The 15,000-nt window shown below is 70.5% G+C and carries 14 protein-coding genes and 1 rRNA gene (1 of these 15 only partly in view); 13 read left to right on the forward strand and 2 right to left on the reverse strand.

The genetic code is table 11. The annotated features are described in order from the left end of the window. The 4 genes from VM840_06010 to VM840_06025 form a co-directional block, all read left to right on the forward strand. Nucleotides 1-414 (forward strand): pyridoxal 5'-phosphate synthase lyase subunit PdxS (locus VM840_06010; protein ID HVL81131.1); only part of this gene is annotated, 414 nt, incomplete at its 5' end. Further along, nucleotides 408-974, forward strand: a complete 567-nt coding sequence (gene pdxT / locus VM840_06015) for a pyridoxal 5'-phosphate synthase glutaminase subunit PdxT (GenBank protein HVL81132.1) — start codon at nucleotides 408-410, stop codon at nucleotides 972-974. The genes VM840_06010 and pdxT, both read left to right, overlap by 7 nt. A 17-nt stretch (nucleotides 975-991) precedes the next feature. Next, complete coding sequence (locus VM840_06020) at nucleotides 992-1,741, forward strand: YebC/PmpR family DNA-binding transcriptional regulator (protein ID HVL81133.1); 750 nt, start codon at nucleotides 992-994, stop codon at nucleotides 1,739-1,741. 60 nt (nucleotides 1,742-1,801) lie between these two features. Continuing rightward, nucleotides 1,802-3,340: a peptide chain release factor 3 gene (locus VM840_06025; protein ID HVL81134.1), complete on the forward strand. Its 1,539-nt coding sequence runs from the start codon at nucleotides 1,802-1,804 to the stop codon at nucleotides 3,338-3,340. Here VM840_06025 and VM840_06030 read toward each other — a convergent pair. Further along, nucleotides 3,337-4,518 carry a mannosyltransferase family protein gene (locus tag VM840_06030; protein HVL81135.1) on the reverse strand — a complete coding sequence of 394 codons (1,182 nt, stop codon included), beginning with the start codon at nucleotides 4,516-4,518 and terminating at the stop codon, nucleotides 3,337-3,339. The genes VM840_06025 and VM840_06030 overlap by 4 nt on opposite strands. Before the next feature lie 20 nt (nucleotides 4,519-4,538). Between VM840_06030 and VM840_06035 the strand changes: the two genes are divergently transcribed. Genes VM840_06035 through VM840_06070 form a run of 8 tightly spaced genes read left to right on the forward strand, consistent with a single transcriptional unit; the run spans nucleotide 4,539 to nucleotide 9,745 of the window. Further along, the gene (locus tag VM840_06035; protein ID HVL81136.1) at nucleotides 4,539-6,482 is read left to right on the forward strand and encodes a hypothetical protein; all 1,944 of its coding nucleotides are present in this window, start codon (nucleotides 4,539-4,541) and stop codon (nucleotides 6,480-6,482) included. A 9-nt stretch (nucleotides 6,483-6,491) separates the two neighbouring features. After that, nucleotides 6,492-6,992 carry a crossover junction endodeoxyribonuclease RuvC gene (gene ruvC / locus VM840_06040; protein ID HVL81137.1) on the forward strand — a complete coding sequence of 167 codons (501 nt, stop codon included), beginning with the start codon at nucleotides 6,492-6,494 and terminating at the stop codon, nucleotides 6,990-6,992. Next, nucleotides 6,985-7,569, forward strand: a complete 585-nt coding sequence (gene ruvA / locus VM840_06045; protein ID HVL81138.1) for a Holliday junction branch migration protein RuvA — start codon at nucleotides 6,985-6,987, stop codon at nucleotides 7,567-7,569. The genes ruvC and ruvA overlap by 8 nt, the downstream gene beginning before the upstream one ends. Next, nucleotides 7,566-8,600: a Holliday junction branch migration DNA helicase RuvB gene (gene ruvB / locus VM840_06050; protein ID HVL81139.1), complete on the forward strand. Its 1,035-nt coding sequence runs from the start codon at nucleotides 7,566-7,568 to the stop codon at nucleotides 8,598-8,600. The genes ruvA and ruvB overlap by 4 nt, the downstream gene beginning before the upstream one ends. Before the next feature lie 59 nt (nucleotides 8,601-8,659). Continuing rightward, nucleotides 8,660-9,001 (forward strand): iron-sulfur cluster assembly accessory protein, encoded by a 342-nt coding sequence (locus VM840_06055; protein HVL81140.1) that lies wholly within the window; start codon nucleotides 8,660-8,662, stop codon nucleotides 8,999-9,001. Between the two features lie 10 nt (nucleotides 9,002-9,011). Further along, nucleotides 9,012-9,143, forward strand: a complete 132-nt coding sequence (locus tag VM840_06060) for a hypothetical protein (protein ID HVL81141.1) — start codon at nucleotides 9,012-9,014, stop codon at nucleotides 9,141-9,143. Between the two features lie 3 nt (nucleotides 9,144-9,146). Further along, on the forward strand, nucleotides 9,147-9,458 hold the full coding sequence (locus tag VM840_06065; GenBank protein HVL81142.1) for a redoxin domain-containing protein: 312 nt from the start codon (nucleotides 9,147-9,149) through the stop codon (nucleotides 9,456-9,458). After that, nucleotides 9,455-9,745 (forward strand): hypothetical protein, encoded by a 291-nt coding sequence (locus tag VM840_06070; protein ID HVL81143.1) that lies wholly within the window; start codon nucleotides 9,455-9,457, stop codon nucleotides 9,743-9,745. Before VM840_06065 ends, VM840_06070 begins: the two co-directional genes overlap by 4 nt. A gap of 49 nt (nucleotides 9,746-9,794) precedes the next feature. Here VM840_06070 and VM840_06075 read toward each other — a convergent pair whose 3' ends face one another. Beyond that, entirely contained in the window at nucleotides 9,795-13,850 is a 4,056-nt protein-coding gene (locus VM840_06075; GenBank protein HVL81144.1) for an IPT/TIG domain-containing protein, read from the reverse strand. Nucleotides 13,851-14,331: 481 nt separating this feature from the next. Between VM840_06075 and VM840_06080 the strand changes: the two genes are divergently transcribed. Continuing rightward, nucleotides 14,332-15,000, forward strand: a 16S ribosomal RNA gene (locus VM840_06080) (it continues 874 nt past the right edge of the window).

The raw sequence follows: 15,000 nt of genomic DNA on the forward strand, positions 1-15,000 counted from the left end.
AACGTGGTGGAGGCCGTGCGGCACATGCGGGCGATGACGGCGGGGATCCGGCGGCTGACCGCGCTGGGAGCCGAGGAGCTCCCGGCGGCGGCGCGCGATCTCCGGGCCCCGCTCGACCTCGTGACCGAGGTCGCCCGCACCGGACGGCTCCCGGTGGTCAACTTCGCCGCGGGCGGACTGGCCACGCCGGCGGACGCCGCCCTGATGATGCAGCTCGGCTGCGATGGCGTGTTCGTCGGATCGGGGATCTTCAAGAGCTCCGATCCCGCCGCCCGGGCCCGGGCCATCTGCGAGGCGACGGCCGCCTTCGACGACCCGCAGGCGATCGCGCGGGTGAGCCGCGGTCTCGGTGAGCCGATGCGCGGTGAGGAGATTGAGGCGCTCGAGGTCAAGCTCGCGGAGCGTGGATGGTGAAGGTAGGGGTCCTCGCCCTCCAGGGCGACGTGTCCGAGCATCTGGACCTGATCCGCGGGTCGGGGGCCGCGGTGCCCGTCCGGACCGCCGCCGACCTGGACACGGTGGACGCCGTCGTCCTGCCCGGGGGCGAGTCGACCACCATCGCCGGACTCCTCGAGCGCGGCGAGATGATGGCCCCCCTTCGCAAGGCGATCGCGTCGGGGATGCCGGCCTTCGGGACCTGCGCGGGCGCGATCGTGCTCGCGTCGGAGGTCAGAGGCGGCGACGTCCCCCACCTCGGTGTGCTCGACATGGTCGTGCAACGCAACGCGTATGGTCGCCAGGTCGACTCGTTCGAGACGCGGGTGGACGTCGCTTCGGTCGGGGAGGTCGACGCGGTCTTCATCCGGGCGCCGGTGATCGAGGAGGTCGGAACGGACGTGGACGTGCTGGCCACCCACGACGGCCGCCCGGTCGTCGTGCGGCAGGGACGGGTCCTCGCCGCCACCTTCCACCCCGAGATCGCGGGCGACCCCGGGCTGCACCGCTACTTCTTGGAGCAGGTCTGCGGCGCCTGAGCCGCTACCCTGGAGTCATGGCCGGACACTCCCACTGGGCGCAGATCAAGCGGAAGAAGGCGGTCGTGGACGCCAAGCGAGGCAAGGCGTTCGCGAAGCTGATCCGTGGGATCGAGGTGGCCGCTCGCGACGCCGGGACCTCCAACCCGGAGAACAACATGACGCTGGCCGCTGCGGTCGAGCGCGCGAAGGAGGGCTCCGTACCGGCCGACACGATCGAGCGCGCCGCCAAGCGCGGCGCGGGCGAACTCGACGAGGGGGTGGTCTACGAGCGGGTGGTGTACGAGGGGTACGGCCCGGGCGGCGTCGCCCTGCTCGTGGAGACCCTGACCGAGAACCGCAACCGCACCGGCTCGGAGGTGAGGGCCGTGTTCGCCCGGGGGGGAGGCAGCCTCGGGGAGCCGGGGTCCGTCGCCTGGATGTTCGAGCGCAAGGGGATCGTCATCGTCGCCTCTCATGTCGGCGAGGACGACGTCCTGATGGCCGCCGCGGACGCCGGGGCCGACGACGTCACCCGGCACCCGGACCGCTGGGAGATCGTCTGCGAGATGCAGGACTTCGCCGCCGTCCGCCAAGCCGTCGTCGATGCGGGGCTCCCGGTCGAGTCGGCCGACCTCACGATGATCCCGTCGACCACCGTTCCCCTGGACGTGGAGGCGGCCCGCAAGGTGCTCCGCCTGATGGACGCCCTCGAGGACCTCGACGACGTCCAGAACGTCTTCCCGAACTTCGACGTCCCCGAGGAAGCCTTCGCGGAGGTGGGGTAGGCCGCCCGCGCGGGCGCCGCCAGACCAACCACGGTCGGTGCCCTCGATCCGCCCGACCTTATGGACGCACGCCGGACCTTCGCGATCATCTCCCACCCGGACGCCGGGAAGACCACCCTGACCGAGAAGTTCCTCCTGTACTCGGGCGCCATCACCGAGGCCGGTCAGGTGAAGGCGCGCAAGGGCCGCCGTTCCGCGACCTCCGACTGGATGGATCTCGAGCGCCAGCGAGGGATCTCGATCACCTCGACCGTCCTTCAGTTCAGCTACCGCGGCACCACCGTCAACCTCCTGGACACCCCGGGCCACGAGGACTTCTCCGAGGACACCTACCGCGTGCTGACGGCCGTGGACGCCGCCGTCATGGTGATCGACGCCGCGAAGGGGATCGAGCCGCAGACCATGAAGCTCTTCGAGGTCTGCGCGCGCCGCGGCGTGCCCCTGATCACGTTCGTCAACAAGTGCGACCGCCCCGGGCGGGAGCCGCTCGAGCTGCTGGACGAGATCGAGGACGTGCTGAAGGTGCACGCGACGCCGGTGACGTGGCCGGTGGGCAACGGACCGACGTTCAAGGGGGTCGTCGACCGGCGGGCCGGGACCTACATCCGCTTCGAACGCACGCCCGGCGGCGCGAACGAGGCGCCCGAGCAGCACCTGGACCCCGCTCGCGACCTCGATCCGTCCGATCCGGCTCGCGACGAGCTCGCCCTCCTGGCCGGCCTGGACGCCGACCACGAGGACGCAGCCTTCCTGAGGGCCCGGTCCACCCCCGTCTTCTTCGGGTCGGCGCTCTGGAACTTCGGCGTCCGGAGCGTGCTGGACGCCGTGGTCGACCTGGCTCCCGGTCCCTCCCCGCGTCTGGACGTCGACGGCAACCCCCGGGGGCTCGACTCCGGCTTCTCGGGTTTCGTCTTCAAGCTCCTCGCGAACATGGACCCCAACCACCGCGACCGGATCGCCTTCGTGCGCGTCTGCTCCGGGGTGTTCGAGCGAGGGATGAACGTCGTTCACGAGCCGACCGGGCGGTCGCTCACCACCCGGCACGCGCACCTGCTCTTCGGCCGGGACCGGGAGACGGTGGACGAGGCGTACCCCGGAGACATCATCGGCCTGGTCAGCTCCACGTCGCTCGGGATCGGGGACACCATCTACGCGGGGGAGCCGGTCCGGTTCCCACCCATCCCGTCCTTCCCCCCGGAGCACTTCATGCGGATCCGCAACCGAGACACCTCCCGGTACAAGCAGTTCCGTCGCGGGATCCAGCAGCTGTCCGACGAGGGAGTCGTACAGGTCCTTCGGTACCCGGACCTGGGCGACCAGCTACCGGTGCTGGCCGCGTGCGGACCCCTGCAGTTCGACGTCGCCGTCCACCGACTCGAGAACGAGTTCGGCGCCCGCGTCCAGCTCGAGCCGATCCAGCACTCCCACCCTCGCCGGACCGACCGGGCGGGGGCCGAGTGGCTGCGGCGTGACCGCCATGTCCAGCTCCTGGAGCGCTCCGACGGGACCGTCATCGCGCTCTTCGACAGCCCCTACCACCTCCAGCGTCTCGAGCGGGACGAGCCCGACCTGGTCCTCGAGCCGCTCGGCTCCCGCTAGAAGGTCCAGGAACCCTCGGCGTAGCGGGCGAAGAGCAGGACCTGCAGGGCCCCGCCCGCTCCCAGGACGACGGCGAGGACGAGCCTCCGTCCCGTCCAGCGAGCTCCGACCATGAACAGCGGGTACAGGACGAGCACGTACCGGGGCAGGCTGATGAGCCACGAAGCGGTGAGGAAGAAGAGCAGCCCGGCCCCCCCGTACACGAGGTCGGGGCGGCGCAGGTGCCGTCGTCCCGCCAGCAGCACGGCGCCGGACCCAGCCGCCGCCGCCAGCCTGCCCCAGTGGATGATCACCTCGTCGGTCCTCAGGCCCCCGCTCCCGATCCGGGCGACGGAGTCGGCCAGGGGGACCCACGGCCATACCGCCTCCTGGCTCCAGTGCATCCTCTGGATCTGCAGGAACGCGAAGGGGTCGCCCTGCACGACGAGGTTGAGCGTGAGGTAGGCGACGAACCCGAGGGGCGCCATCGCGAGCGGGGCGAACCCCTTCCATCCTCGAGGATGGGGCCGCGCCTTCCACGCCTCGAGCGCCAGCGCGGGGAGGAGGGCGAGCCCGGAGATCCGCGTGGCCGTGGCCGCCGCGCCTGCCCCCCCGGCGGTCGCCCATCTCCCCGTCCGCGCCGCATAGACCGCGCCGAGCACCGCGCAGAGGAACAGCGCCTCCGTGTAGGGGGCGGCCAGGAAGTACGCGGTGGGGAAGGCGAACAGGAGCAGAACGGCCCGCCACGCCCGGGCGTCGTCTCCGTCGAGCCGCGTCAGCCGGTACAGGAACCACCCGGAGCCGACCGACGCCGCCAGGCTGACCAGGATGCCGGACAGCACCAGGTCGCGTACGGCGTAGGCGAGTAGCCGGACGGCCAGGGGGAAGAGGGGGAAGAAGACGATGAACAGGCCGTCATCCCCGGTGACCTCGGGCTCCCACGGCCTGTACCCGACCTGCGCGATCCTCAGGTAGTGCGGGGCGTCCCACCGCGACCACAGGCTGAGCCAGGATCCGAGGTCGCCGGTCGCCCACAGCCCGACGACCCAGAGCACGACCCTCACGCCGACGGCGAGCCCTATCAGCCGGAGCAGGAGCCCCCTCGAGCTCGGAGGATCGACGGCGCCGCCCGCCTCCGTGGCAGGATCGGACGCATGGACCTCTCCCGGGCTCACCACCACCGCCTCCCGCTCACGCACCGAATCATAAGGACGCCACGGTGATAGCCCTCTGCATCCTCATCTCCTTCGTCGTGTTCGGTCTCGCCCTGGTCCGCCTCTCGGGGCTCGACCTGCGACCGGAGGAACGGTGGGTCGCCGGGACCGGCGCCGGACTCGCCCTCGGCACCTCGACCCTGTACCTCGTCGGGCGGGCCCTGGACACGCTCGGCACACCGGCGGTCGCCATATGGCTCGCGATCGTCGTTCTCGCGGCCGGGTTGGCCCTGCGCCGCCGGGCGCCCCTTGACCTGCGGCCCCCCGCGTGGTTCCTGCTGGCGGCGGGGTGCCTGGCCCTCGCCCTGATGTGGATGAACCTGTACGGGGTGCTGGCTCCCGTCCCGGACGGGGTGGCGGCGGTGGAGCACATCTGGGCGGACACGCCCTTCCACACGAGCATCAGCACCTCCTTCGCGCATCGCGACAACCTGCCGCCCGTCTACACGATCGCCCACGGCCAACCGCTCGCCTACCCGTTCATGGTCGATCTGGCCTCGGGGGTCCTCCAGCGTTATGGGCTGGGCCTGCGGGGGAGCCTCATCGCCTTCAACCTCGCCTTCCAGCTGGTCGTCTACCTCGGGCTGGCGGTGGTCGCGCGCCGGGTCACGGGCCGGACATCGACCGCCCTCGCTGCGGTCGGGCTCTTCTTCGCGCTCGGCAACCTCGGGTGGCTGACGATCCCCGCCGACGTCCGGGCCGCCGGCGGGTTCGGGGCCTGGCTGCGCGACCTCCCATGGTCGTACGCCGGCGACGCCCTCGGACACAAGGGCCGGGACCGCCTCGGCATCGGCGTCTACCTCGGGAACCCGACCTTCATGTTCGTGATGCCGCGCCGGGCGGGCGGGTTCGGCCTGGCCACCGGAATGACGATCCTCGTCCTGCTGGACGCCGTGAGATCGGACCGCCGGTGGCCCGGGGCGCTCCTCCTCGGCCTGGTGATCGGGTGCCTCCCGCGGGTCCACACCCATACCGCCCTCGTCATGGCGGTGGTGGCGGCGGCGGTCGCGGTCCGGGACGCCGGGTCCGACCCCCGGCGATGGCGCCCGTGGTTGTTGGCGGGTTCCGTGGCGACGCTCGTGGCCCTGCCGCAGCTGCTCGTGGTGGCGGGTCAGGCCGAGGGGTTCTTCGCATGGAGCCCGGGGTGGATAGGGGAGGCCCGGGAGGCCCTCGCCGCCCCCTCGCCGGGCAGCATGGCCACCGTGGCCTGGTTCTGGACGTTGAACGCCGGACCCCTCCTCGCCCTCGGGGCGATCGGGCTCGTCCGTCGACCCGACCTGCGCGCCTGGTACCTCCCCTGGGCCCTGCTGTGGCTGATCGGCAACCTCGTCCGCACCCAGCCCCTCGAGTGGGACAACACCCCGTGGTTCGTCTGGTGGCAGGCCGCCACGTGCGTGCTCGCGGGGGCCGCGCTCTCATCCATGTGGCAGGGAGCAAGGCCGTGGCGGGCGGTCGCCGTCGTGTGCGTGGTCGCGTCGACCACGGGCGGCCTCCTCTCCTTCGCCTACGGGGCCCAGCACCGGCAGTTCCTGTGGTCCCACGCCGACCTGGTGGCCGCCGGGGCGGTGCGGGAGCACACCGCCCCGGACGCCGTGGTCCTGACGGCCGGCTCCGACTTCCATGGCCACCCCGTCAACGCCATCTCCGGAAGGCAGGTCCACTCGGGATGGTCCGGGTGGCTCCACGCCCACGGCCTCGACTGGTCCGCCTATGCGTCGGCCACGGAGGCGATGTACAGGGGCGACCTCGCGCTCATGCGCGAGCTCGGGGTCGACCACGTCCTGGTCGGGCCCTATGAGCGCGGGTTCGGCGAGCAGCGCGGCTTCGACGTGGAGGCGACCCTTCCCCTCGAGCGGCTGGCGCCCGTGTGGGACCGGACCCTCGGCGGCCAGAGATGGACCCTCTACAGGGTGGACGGGTTCCGTGCCCCCGTCGGCACCCCCCCTTAGTCTCACTCCATGCGCGTCCTCGGGCTCGACCCTGGATTGACGTGCGCCGGCTTCGGCGTCGTCGAGTCCACCCGCACCGGTCTGAAGGCCCTCGACCACGGGACCATCCGGACGACCGGGTCCGAGGTCGCACCGCGCCTGGCCACCCTGCACGGCGAGATCGAGGCGCTCCTGACGCGCCACCGACCGGACGCGGTGGCGGTCGAGCGCGTCCTGTTCAACTCCAACGTCCGGACCGCCATGTCCGTAGGGCAGGCCGCCGGGGTCGCGCTCCTCGCCGCCTACCGGGCGGGGTGCGAGATCGCCGAGTACACCCCCAGCGAGATGAAGCTCGCCGTGACCGGGTACGGGAGCGCTGACAAGAGACAGGTCCAGCAGATGGTCGCCCGGCTCCTGGGCCTCCCCGCGCCCCCTCGTCCCCCGGACGCCGCCGACGCGCTGGGCCTCGCCATAGTCCACCTGCAGGCGCGCCGCATGCGCACCCTCCAGCGGGAGGCCGCCGATGCTTGAGCACCTGCAGGGCCGCGTCGAGAGCGTCACCGCGGACGCGGCCGTCATCTCCCTGGGCGGGGTCGGCCTCCGGGTGCAGATGCCGACCGGCGACCTCGCGGGACTGAGCGGCGAGGTCACGCTGCACACGGTCATGCAGATCCGGGACGACGAGGTGCACCTGTACGGGTTCACGACGGACCGGGCCCGCGAGCTGTTCAAGGCGCTGATGAAGGTGACCGGAGTAGGCCCCAAGGTCGCCCTCGCGATCCTCTCGTTCCACGCCCCCGACGCCCTCGAACGGGCGATAGCCTCCGGCGACCACGGCGCGATGTCGCTCGTGCCGGGCATCGGCAAGAAGAAGGCGCAACGGATCGTCCTGGAGCTGCGCGACTCCCTCGGCGTGCCCGAGGTCGGCGAGTCGCCCGCCACCGGCGCCGCCGCGGAGGTCCGGGAGGCCCTGAAGGGGCTCGGCTACACCGCTCCCGAGATATCGAAGGCGATGGCCTCCCTCCCTGCGGACGGAGACGCACCGACCCTGCTGCGTCACGCCATGCGGGCACTCGGTGGGCGGGAGCCGGCCGGAGCCGACGCATGAGCGACACCGAACGGATCCTCACCCCCGACCCGCTGGACGGCGACCTCACCCTAGACCGGTCCCTGCGGCCTCGCACGCTCGACGAGTTCGTCGGGCAGCCGGATGTCCGCGAGCACCTGGCGATCGTCCTGGAAGCGGCCCGGGGCCGCGGCGAGCCGTGTCCGCACCTCCTGCTCACCGGTCCCCCCGGGCTGGGCAAGACCTCGCTCGCCCACATCGTCGCGAACGAGATGGGAGCCCAGATCCGCGTCACCTCCGGACCCGCCCTCGAGCGCCCGGGCGACCTGGTGGCCATCCTCTCCAACCTCGAGCCCGGGGACATCCTCTTCGTCGACGAGATCCACCGGCTCCCGAGGACGGTGGAGGAGGTCCTGTACCCGGCGATGGAGGACCAGGCGGTGGACATCGTCCTCGGGAAGGGAGCCGGAGCCCGGACCCTGCACTACAAGCTGGACCCCTTCACCCTGATCGGGGCCACGACCCGGACCGGCATGATCACGGGCCCCCTACGCGACCGTTTCGGCGCCGCCGAACGGCTCGACTACTACAGCCCAGAGGACCTCGCCCGCATCGTCTCCCGCTCGGCCGGCCTCCTGGATGTGCTGGTCGAGCCGGAGGCGGCCCGTGAGATCGCGCGGCGCAGCCGGGGGACCCCCCGTATCGCCAACCGTCTCCTGCACCGGGTGAGGGATTACGCGCAGGTGCGAGCGGACGGGGTGGTGACGGCGGACGTGGCATCCACAGCCCTCGCCGTCTTCCACATCGACTCCCTCGGGCTCGACCGGATCGATATCGCGATCCTCCGCGCCCTCGTCACCACGTACGGGGGTGGGCCCGTGGGCGTCTCTACGCTGGCCATCTCGGTGGGGGAGGAGCCCGAGACGATAGAGGACGTCTACGAGCCCTACCTCGTCCAGACGGGGTTCCTCGCCCGGACCCCGCGAGGCCGGGTAGCCACCCCTCTGGCCTGGCGGCACCTCGGACTCGAGCCGCAAGAGCCGGCCTCCCGCCAGGCTGAACGTCTGTTCTGAGGAGACGGCGTCCCTTGGTAGAATCGGGTACGGACACCACGAGGAGCGAAGGAAAGCTGATGGAGACCAGGTCAACGATCGTCTCTCTGACACCCAGAGCGGCCGAGAAGGTGCGCGAGTTCATCTCGGTCGAGCCGAACCCGGACGCCATGGTCCTTCGGATGGAGGTCCAGCCGGGCGGTTGCGCGGGATTCCGGTACGGCCTGTTCTTCGACGACCAGGTCGCCGACTCCGACATCATCGAGGAATCGGAGGGCGTGCGCGTCGCCACCGACCCCATGTCCGCGCCCTACCTGCGCGGCGTGGTCGTCGACTGGGCGGAGTCCCTGCAGCAGTCGGGGTTCGTGATCAACAACCCGAACGCGGGCGGACGCTGCGCCTGCGGCGACTCGTTCCAGTAGCCGCCGGCTCGTGATCGCCGAGGGTTCGCGGGCGCCCCTATTCGAGGCGCCCTCTACCCAGGGCACGTTCGTCCTGCGCGACCAGTTGGACGTGGGCCCGGTCGTCCTCTACTTCTTTCCGCTCGCCGACACCCCCGGCTGAACGGTGGAGGCCCTCGAGTTCGAGGGATGGCTGGATTCCTACGAGGAGCTGGGCGTGCGCATCGTCGGATGCTCGGTCGACACGCTCGAAGCCCAGCAGGCGTTCGCGGAGAAGCTCCAGCTCCGGTTCCCCCTGCTGGCCGACCCGGACCGCAGCGTCTGCCTCGCCTACGGTGTCGTCGAGACCCGCGACGCGGTGGCACCGAGGTCGACCGTGCTGGTCGGACAGGACGGCGTCGTCCGCCGCGTGTATGCCCCGGCTCCCGCGAAGGGACACGCCGAGCGCGTCCTCCTCGACCTCAAGGCCGAGGGTTGAGGGACCCCGACTGCGAGCTCTGTCTCGCCCACCGACTCACCCCGTGGCTGTACGAGGACGACGAGTGCTGGGTCGCCGAGTGCATGATCTGCGACACGCCGATGGTCGTCTGGCGCCCCCACGGGATGCCGGACGCCGCGACCGAGACGCGGCTGCGTGAGCGCCTCGCGTCGGTCGCCGACGAGCATCTCGGACCCGGCACGTGGTGGACCGACGACCGACGCCGCAACATACCCGAGCACTGGCACGCTCACGCCCGACCACGTGGCGGCTTCTTCGGACCCTGAACGCGAAGAGGGCGGGCCCCCGGGGCCCGCCCTCCTACAGCGTGAGCTGCTAGTTGTACCAGCCGACCACGTCGAAGATGACGTGCGTCGCCCATGAGGCGTTGTAGAGGTCGACCTTTCCACCGCTGCCGACCTTGACCACGACCAGGTTCGGCACGGTCTGACCGGGGACGAAGTTCAGGTCCGAGGCCGTCGGGCGCGGCTCACCGGTCGGGAACAAGGTCAGGTAACTGGAGTCGTTGGCCGCCTGGTCCGTGACGGTGACGTTCATGACGACCGCGGACACCCCCGTCGTCGGGACGCCGCCGCGACCGGCCACCGGAACCGAGACGGTCTCGTCCGGACCGATGCGGCCCTCTATGCCCCCCGTACCGTTGCGGGTGTCCAAGATCCTGGACGGCGCCATCGCCGAGAACGCGCCCGGACCGCCCGTCGTGACGGACCCGTCGGTGATCCACCCGTTCACGTCCATGATCACGTGAGCCGAGCCGGCGTCGTTGTAGTAGGAGATCTTCCCTCCCGTCCCGACCTTGACGACCACGCGGTTGGCCCGGGTCTCACCGGGGGCGTAGTTCAGGTTGGACGCCAAGGGCATGTTCTCACCGGTTGGGGAGACGACCAGCCAACTCGGGGCCTGCCTGACATCGGTGACGGTCACGTTGAGGACGACCGCAGACACCCCGGTGGTGGGGACACCTCCGCGCCCCGTGACCTGTACCTCACGAGTCGTTCCGGCACCGGCCGGGCCCGTAGCCCCTCCGTCTCCATTGCGGGTGTCCACGAGCCTGCTGGGTGTCAACGGCTGGAGCCGCCCCGCGTTGCCCTGGGGCGTGTCTCCGTACCAACCGGCCACGTCGAAGATGACGTTCGCCTGTCCGGACGCGTTGTAGAGGCTCACCTTGCCGCCTTGACCCACCTTCACGACCACGAGGTTGGGGATCGTGAGTCCGGGCGTGTAGTTGAGGTTCGAGGCGAGCGGTCTCTCGTCCCCGGCCGGGAAGACCGCGAGCCAGCTGCTCGGAGCCTGCGACACATCCGTCACGGTGACGTTGAGCGCCACCGCGGACACGCCCGACGCCGGCACGCCGCCTCGACCCGTGACCTGCACGTCCCGCGTCATGTCCGGACCCCAGGGGGTCTGGTACCCACCCTCGCCCGTGCGGCTGTCCAGTATGCGGGCTGGGGCGAGGGGGTTGAAGCGGCCCCTGATCGGCTCGACCAGGAAGCAGGTCGCGCAGGTGCCGCGCCCGGCGTCGGGGTTGGTCACGACGACGTCGCGCAACCCCAGGCCCGCCTTCGGACCGATGGTGATGTTGGCGCGCAGGCGCGCGGGCGTCTCGGGCACGTTCGACCCGGCGAGGAAGGTCACGCTGTTCACGACGATCCCCTCGCCGAAGCTGACGGCCGAGCCGTTCACGAACCCTGACCCGTCCAGGGTCACGTCGAGCGTCTGCTCCCGGATCCCGACGTCCGGCGTGGCTTGCGTCGGCTTCGGACCGGCGTTGACGGTGAAGCAGTTCGAGCACCCGCCCGACCCGGTATCGGGGTTGGTCACCGTGGCGTTCCGGTTCCCGGTACCGGCATCAGGCGCGACCGAGACGGTCGCCGTGAGAGACGTGGCGCTGTTGACGGTGACCGCGCTGACCGTGACGCCCGACCCCGAGAAGGAGACGGTGGCCCCCTGCTGGAAGCCGGACCCGGTGAGCGTGACGGCCTGGTTCGTTGACCCTTGGCCGCGCTGGTTCGGGCTCAGCCCGGTGACCGCGGGCGGCGCGCTGACCGTGAAGCAGCCGGTGCAGGTCGCCCGACCTCCGTTTCCGTTGACGACCGTCAGGTTCCTCGCCCCGAGCGGGGCGTCCGACGCTATCGAGATGTTGACAGTGAGCGACGAGTCGCCGTTCACGGTCGTCGAGTTCACGGTGATGCCGGACCCGCTGAACTCGACCTGGGCTCCCCCCACGAAGCCGGTCCCGGAAACGCTGAGGGACTGGTTCGACTGACCCCTGGCCCGTTGGCCTGGGGTGACCCCTGTGACGGTGGGTGCGGCCGAAACGGTGAAACAGCCGTTGCACGTGGCCGCCTGCTCGTCGGCGTTGCGTACGGTCACGTTGCGAGCCCCGGTCGCGGCGTCGGGAGCGAGGTCCACGACCACCTTGATGCTGGACGCGCTCTCGACCGTCGTCGACCCGACCGTGATCCCGGACCCCGCGAACGTCACCGTGGCCCCGGCCGCGAAGTTCGTACCCGAGAGCGTGAGCTCCTGGCCCTGCGCGCCCTGGGCCCGAGAGGACGGTGTGACGCCGGTGACCGTCGGGGCCGCCGACGCGATCGCGAAGCACTCGGTGCAGACGCCCGTCGTGTTGTCGGTGTTCGTGACGCGCATGTCCCACTTCCCGGGGGCCTTGCCGTTCAGGTTGAACGTGGCCCGCATCCGGGTGGGCGACTCCACGGCGGTGGACGTGCCGACGATGTCAGGCTGCCCAGCCCGCTTCAACCGGGCGGTGGCGCCGTCGGCGAACCCGGAGCCGTCGATCGTCACCTGGACGGAACCGTTGTTGATCCCGGCGGAGGGGGTGAGCTGGGTAACGGTCACTCCGCCGTTCACGATGAAGCAGTTGGTGCACGTGCCCAGACCACCGTCCGGGTTGGTCACGCGAGCGTCCCGGTTCCCGGGGGCCGCGTCCTGGGCCAGGCTGATGTTGGCCACCAGAGTCGTGGCGTTCGTGAAGGTCGTCGAGTTGACCGTGATCCCGGCTCCGGAGAACGAGACGGCAGCGCCGCTGACGAACCCGCTGCCGGTGACCGTGACGTTCTGTCCGCTCTGGCCGCGCGTGCGGTTGTCGGGCGAGACGCCGGTAACGACGGGAGCCGCGTTGACCGTGAAGCACCCGACGCACGTACCCCTACCCCCTTGAGAGGTCGTGACGCTGACGTCGCGCGCGGTCGTGGCTGCGCCCTGCGCGACCGAGATGACGGCCACCAGCTTCTCGTCGGTCTCCCGGTTGCTCGAGTGAACCGTGATGCCCGACCCGGAGAACGAAGCCGTCGACCCGGGCGTGAAGCCCGTTCCGGTGATGGTGACGGACTGGTTGGACGCACCCTGGCCTCGAGACGAGGGTGCGACAGAGGTCACCGTCGGGACCGGGTCGATCGTGAAGCAGCCGGAGCACGTCCCGCGGCCGCCGTCTGGGTTCACGACGGTCAGGTCCCGTGGTCCGCCCACGGCCCCGGGGGCGACGGAGATCGTCGCCACCAGCGAAGGCTGCTCGAGAGGCGGATTCCCTTCGTCGTAGGAGGTCGAGTGGACCGTGATCCCCTCCCCGGAGAAGACGACCTGCGCACCCTCGCGGAACCTCGGGTCCGACTCGAACGGACGCAGCGGCGGGTCCGCGGCCTCCCCTCGGACGGTCACCTGGACGTTCTGCGCCCCCTGGAAGGCCCGGGCGGGCGACACCCGCCGAGGGTCCGGAGAGGCGTTCACGGTGAAGCATCCCGAGCACTGCCCCTGCTGTCCGTCGGTGTTCGTCACCCGCACGTCGCGAGCGCTCGTCGCCGCGGTAGCGGCGATCTCGATCTTCGCGGTCACCTTCGTCGGGCTGTTCCAGGTCGTCGACGTGACCTCGATCCCACCGCCGAGGAACATGGCCTGGGCGCCGCGGGCGAAGTTGGTCCCTGTGATCTCCACCACGTAGTCCTTCGCCCCACGTCCGCCGGACGATGGGGAGGTGGACGCCACCGTGGGCGCGTTCGCGGCGATCTCGAAGCAGCCAGAGCACGCCCCGGACGCCCCTCCGGGGTTCGTGACCCGGACGTTCCAGGCCCCCGGCGCCTGAGCGGTGAGGTTGAACGTCGCCTGGACCGCGTCACCCGACTGGTGCGTGACGGATCCGGCGACGATGTCGGACTGGCCGGTGCGCTGCAGACGCGCCGTCGCTCCGGGCTCGAAACCCGAGCCTCGGATGGTGATGGTGGCGGAACCCGTGTTCGGCGCCGCCGGGGGGGTGGTCGAAGTGACGGTGGGGCCTGCGGCCATCGCAAGCTTCGTGACCCCCACCATGGCGATGGCGACCAGGACGGCCGCCGCGCGCGGGATGGATACGCCCATGTGGTGAACTCCCTCTCCTCAGCCCGATAGGTCCGCCGCAACACGAGAGTCGTCTCGCGAGGGCGGGGTACGATGCCGAGGATAGCGACGAATGCGACGTATGGGTGCGTCTGGGCGACATTTCCGTGGACGGCACGGATACGGCGCCGGCCCCCCTCCGCATGCGGCCCCCGCCGGCGCGCTGTATAGTTCCTCGTCGCCCCCGCATCGGGTGGGCTGGCAGCGGCACCAGGGTCGCCGACCCGGCAGCAACCAGACAGGTTGCGAGCGGGGACCTGGAGGGATATAGTTGATGGTCGCGAGGGGCTTCGGCCCCCGCGGAGGGGCCGGTCTCCGGTCCTCCGCTCCTTGAGAACTGCATAGTGCAGGGTGTCTGAGGGCACCCGACGATTCCTGCAGAACAACAACGCCAGTCCACGGTCCCACCTCGGTGGGCCCGTCTGGACCGGAGCAAGCCCAACTCAGGGAAGCTCAACGCTTTCCCATGGAGGGTTTGATCCTGGCTCAGGGCGAACGCTGGCGGCACGCCTAACACATGCAAGTCGAGCGATCGGCCTCGGGGAGCTTGCTCCCTGAGGTACGGAGCGGCGAACGGGTGAGTAACACGTGGGTAACCTGCCCCGAAGACCGGAATAACTCCGGGAAACTGGAGCTAATGCCGGATATCCTCGCTGGGTCGCATGGCCTGACGAGGAAAGGATCCCGCTTCGGGAGGGGCCCGCGGCCTATCAGCTAGTTGGTGGGGTAATGGCCTACCAAGGCTAAGACGGGTAGCCGGCCTGAGAGGGCGATCGGCCACACCGGGACTGAGACACGGCCCGGACTCCTACGGGAGGCAGCAGTGGGGAATCTTGCGCAATGGGCGAAAGCCTGACGCAGCGATGCCGCGTGAGGGATGAAGGCCTTCGGGTTGTAAACCTCTTTCAGTAGGGAAGAAGCCTGGGGTTACCCAGGTGACGGTACCTGCAGAAGAAGCCCCGGCTAACTACGTGCCAGCAGCCGCGGTAAGACGTAGGGGGCAAGCGTTGCCCGGATTCACTGGGCGTAAAGCGGGTGTAGGCGGTCCGTTAAGTCGGATGTGAAATCTCGAGGCTCAACCTCGAAACTGCATCCGATACTGGCGGACTTGAGGACGGTAGAGGTCGGTGGA

It is taken from the genome of Actinomycetota bacterium (assembly GCA_035540895.1).
GTDB lineage: Bacteria > Actinomycetota > JAICYB01 > JAICYB01 > JAICYB01 > DATLFR01.

Excerpts from the sequence above, each read along its gene's own strand:
- VM840_06020 (HVL81133.1), top strand. The coding sequence starts at position 992 with ATGGCCGGACACTCCCACTGGGCGCAGATCAAGCGGAAGAAGGCGGTC.
- ruvA (HVL81138.1), top strand. The coding sequence starts at position 6,985 with ATGCTTGAGCACCTGCAGGGCCGCGTCGAGAGCGTCACCGCGGACGCG.
- pdxT (HVL81132.1), top strand. The coding sequence starts at position 408 with ATGGTGAAGGTAGGGGTCCTCGCCCTCCAGGGCGACGTGTCCGAGCAT.
- ruvB (HVL81139.1), top strand. The coding sequence starts at position 7,566 with ATGAGCGACACCGAACGGATCCTCACCCCCGACCCGCTGGACGGCGAC.
- VM840_06025 (HVL81134.1), top strand. The coding sequence starts at position 1,802 with ATGGACGCACGCCGGACCTTCGCGATCATCTCCCACCCGGACGCCGGG.
- ruvC (HVL81137.1), top strand. The coding sequence starts at position 6,492 with ATGCGCGTCCTCGGGCTCGACCCTGGATTGACGTGCGCCGGCTTCGGC.
- VM840_06055 (HVL81140.1), top strand. The coding sequence starts at position 8,660 with ATGGAGACCAGGTCAACGATCGTCTCTCTGACACCCAGAGCGGCCGAG.
- VM840_06075 (HVL81144.1), bottom strand. The coding sequence starts at position 13,850 with ATGGGCGTATCCATCCCGCGCGCGGCGGCCGTCCTGGTCGCCATCGCC.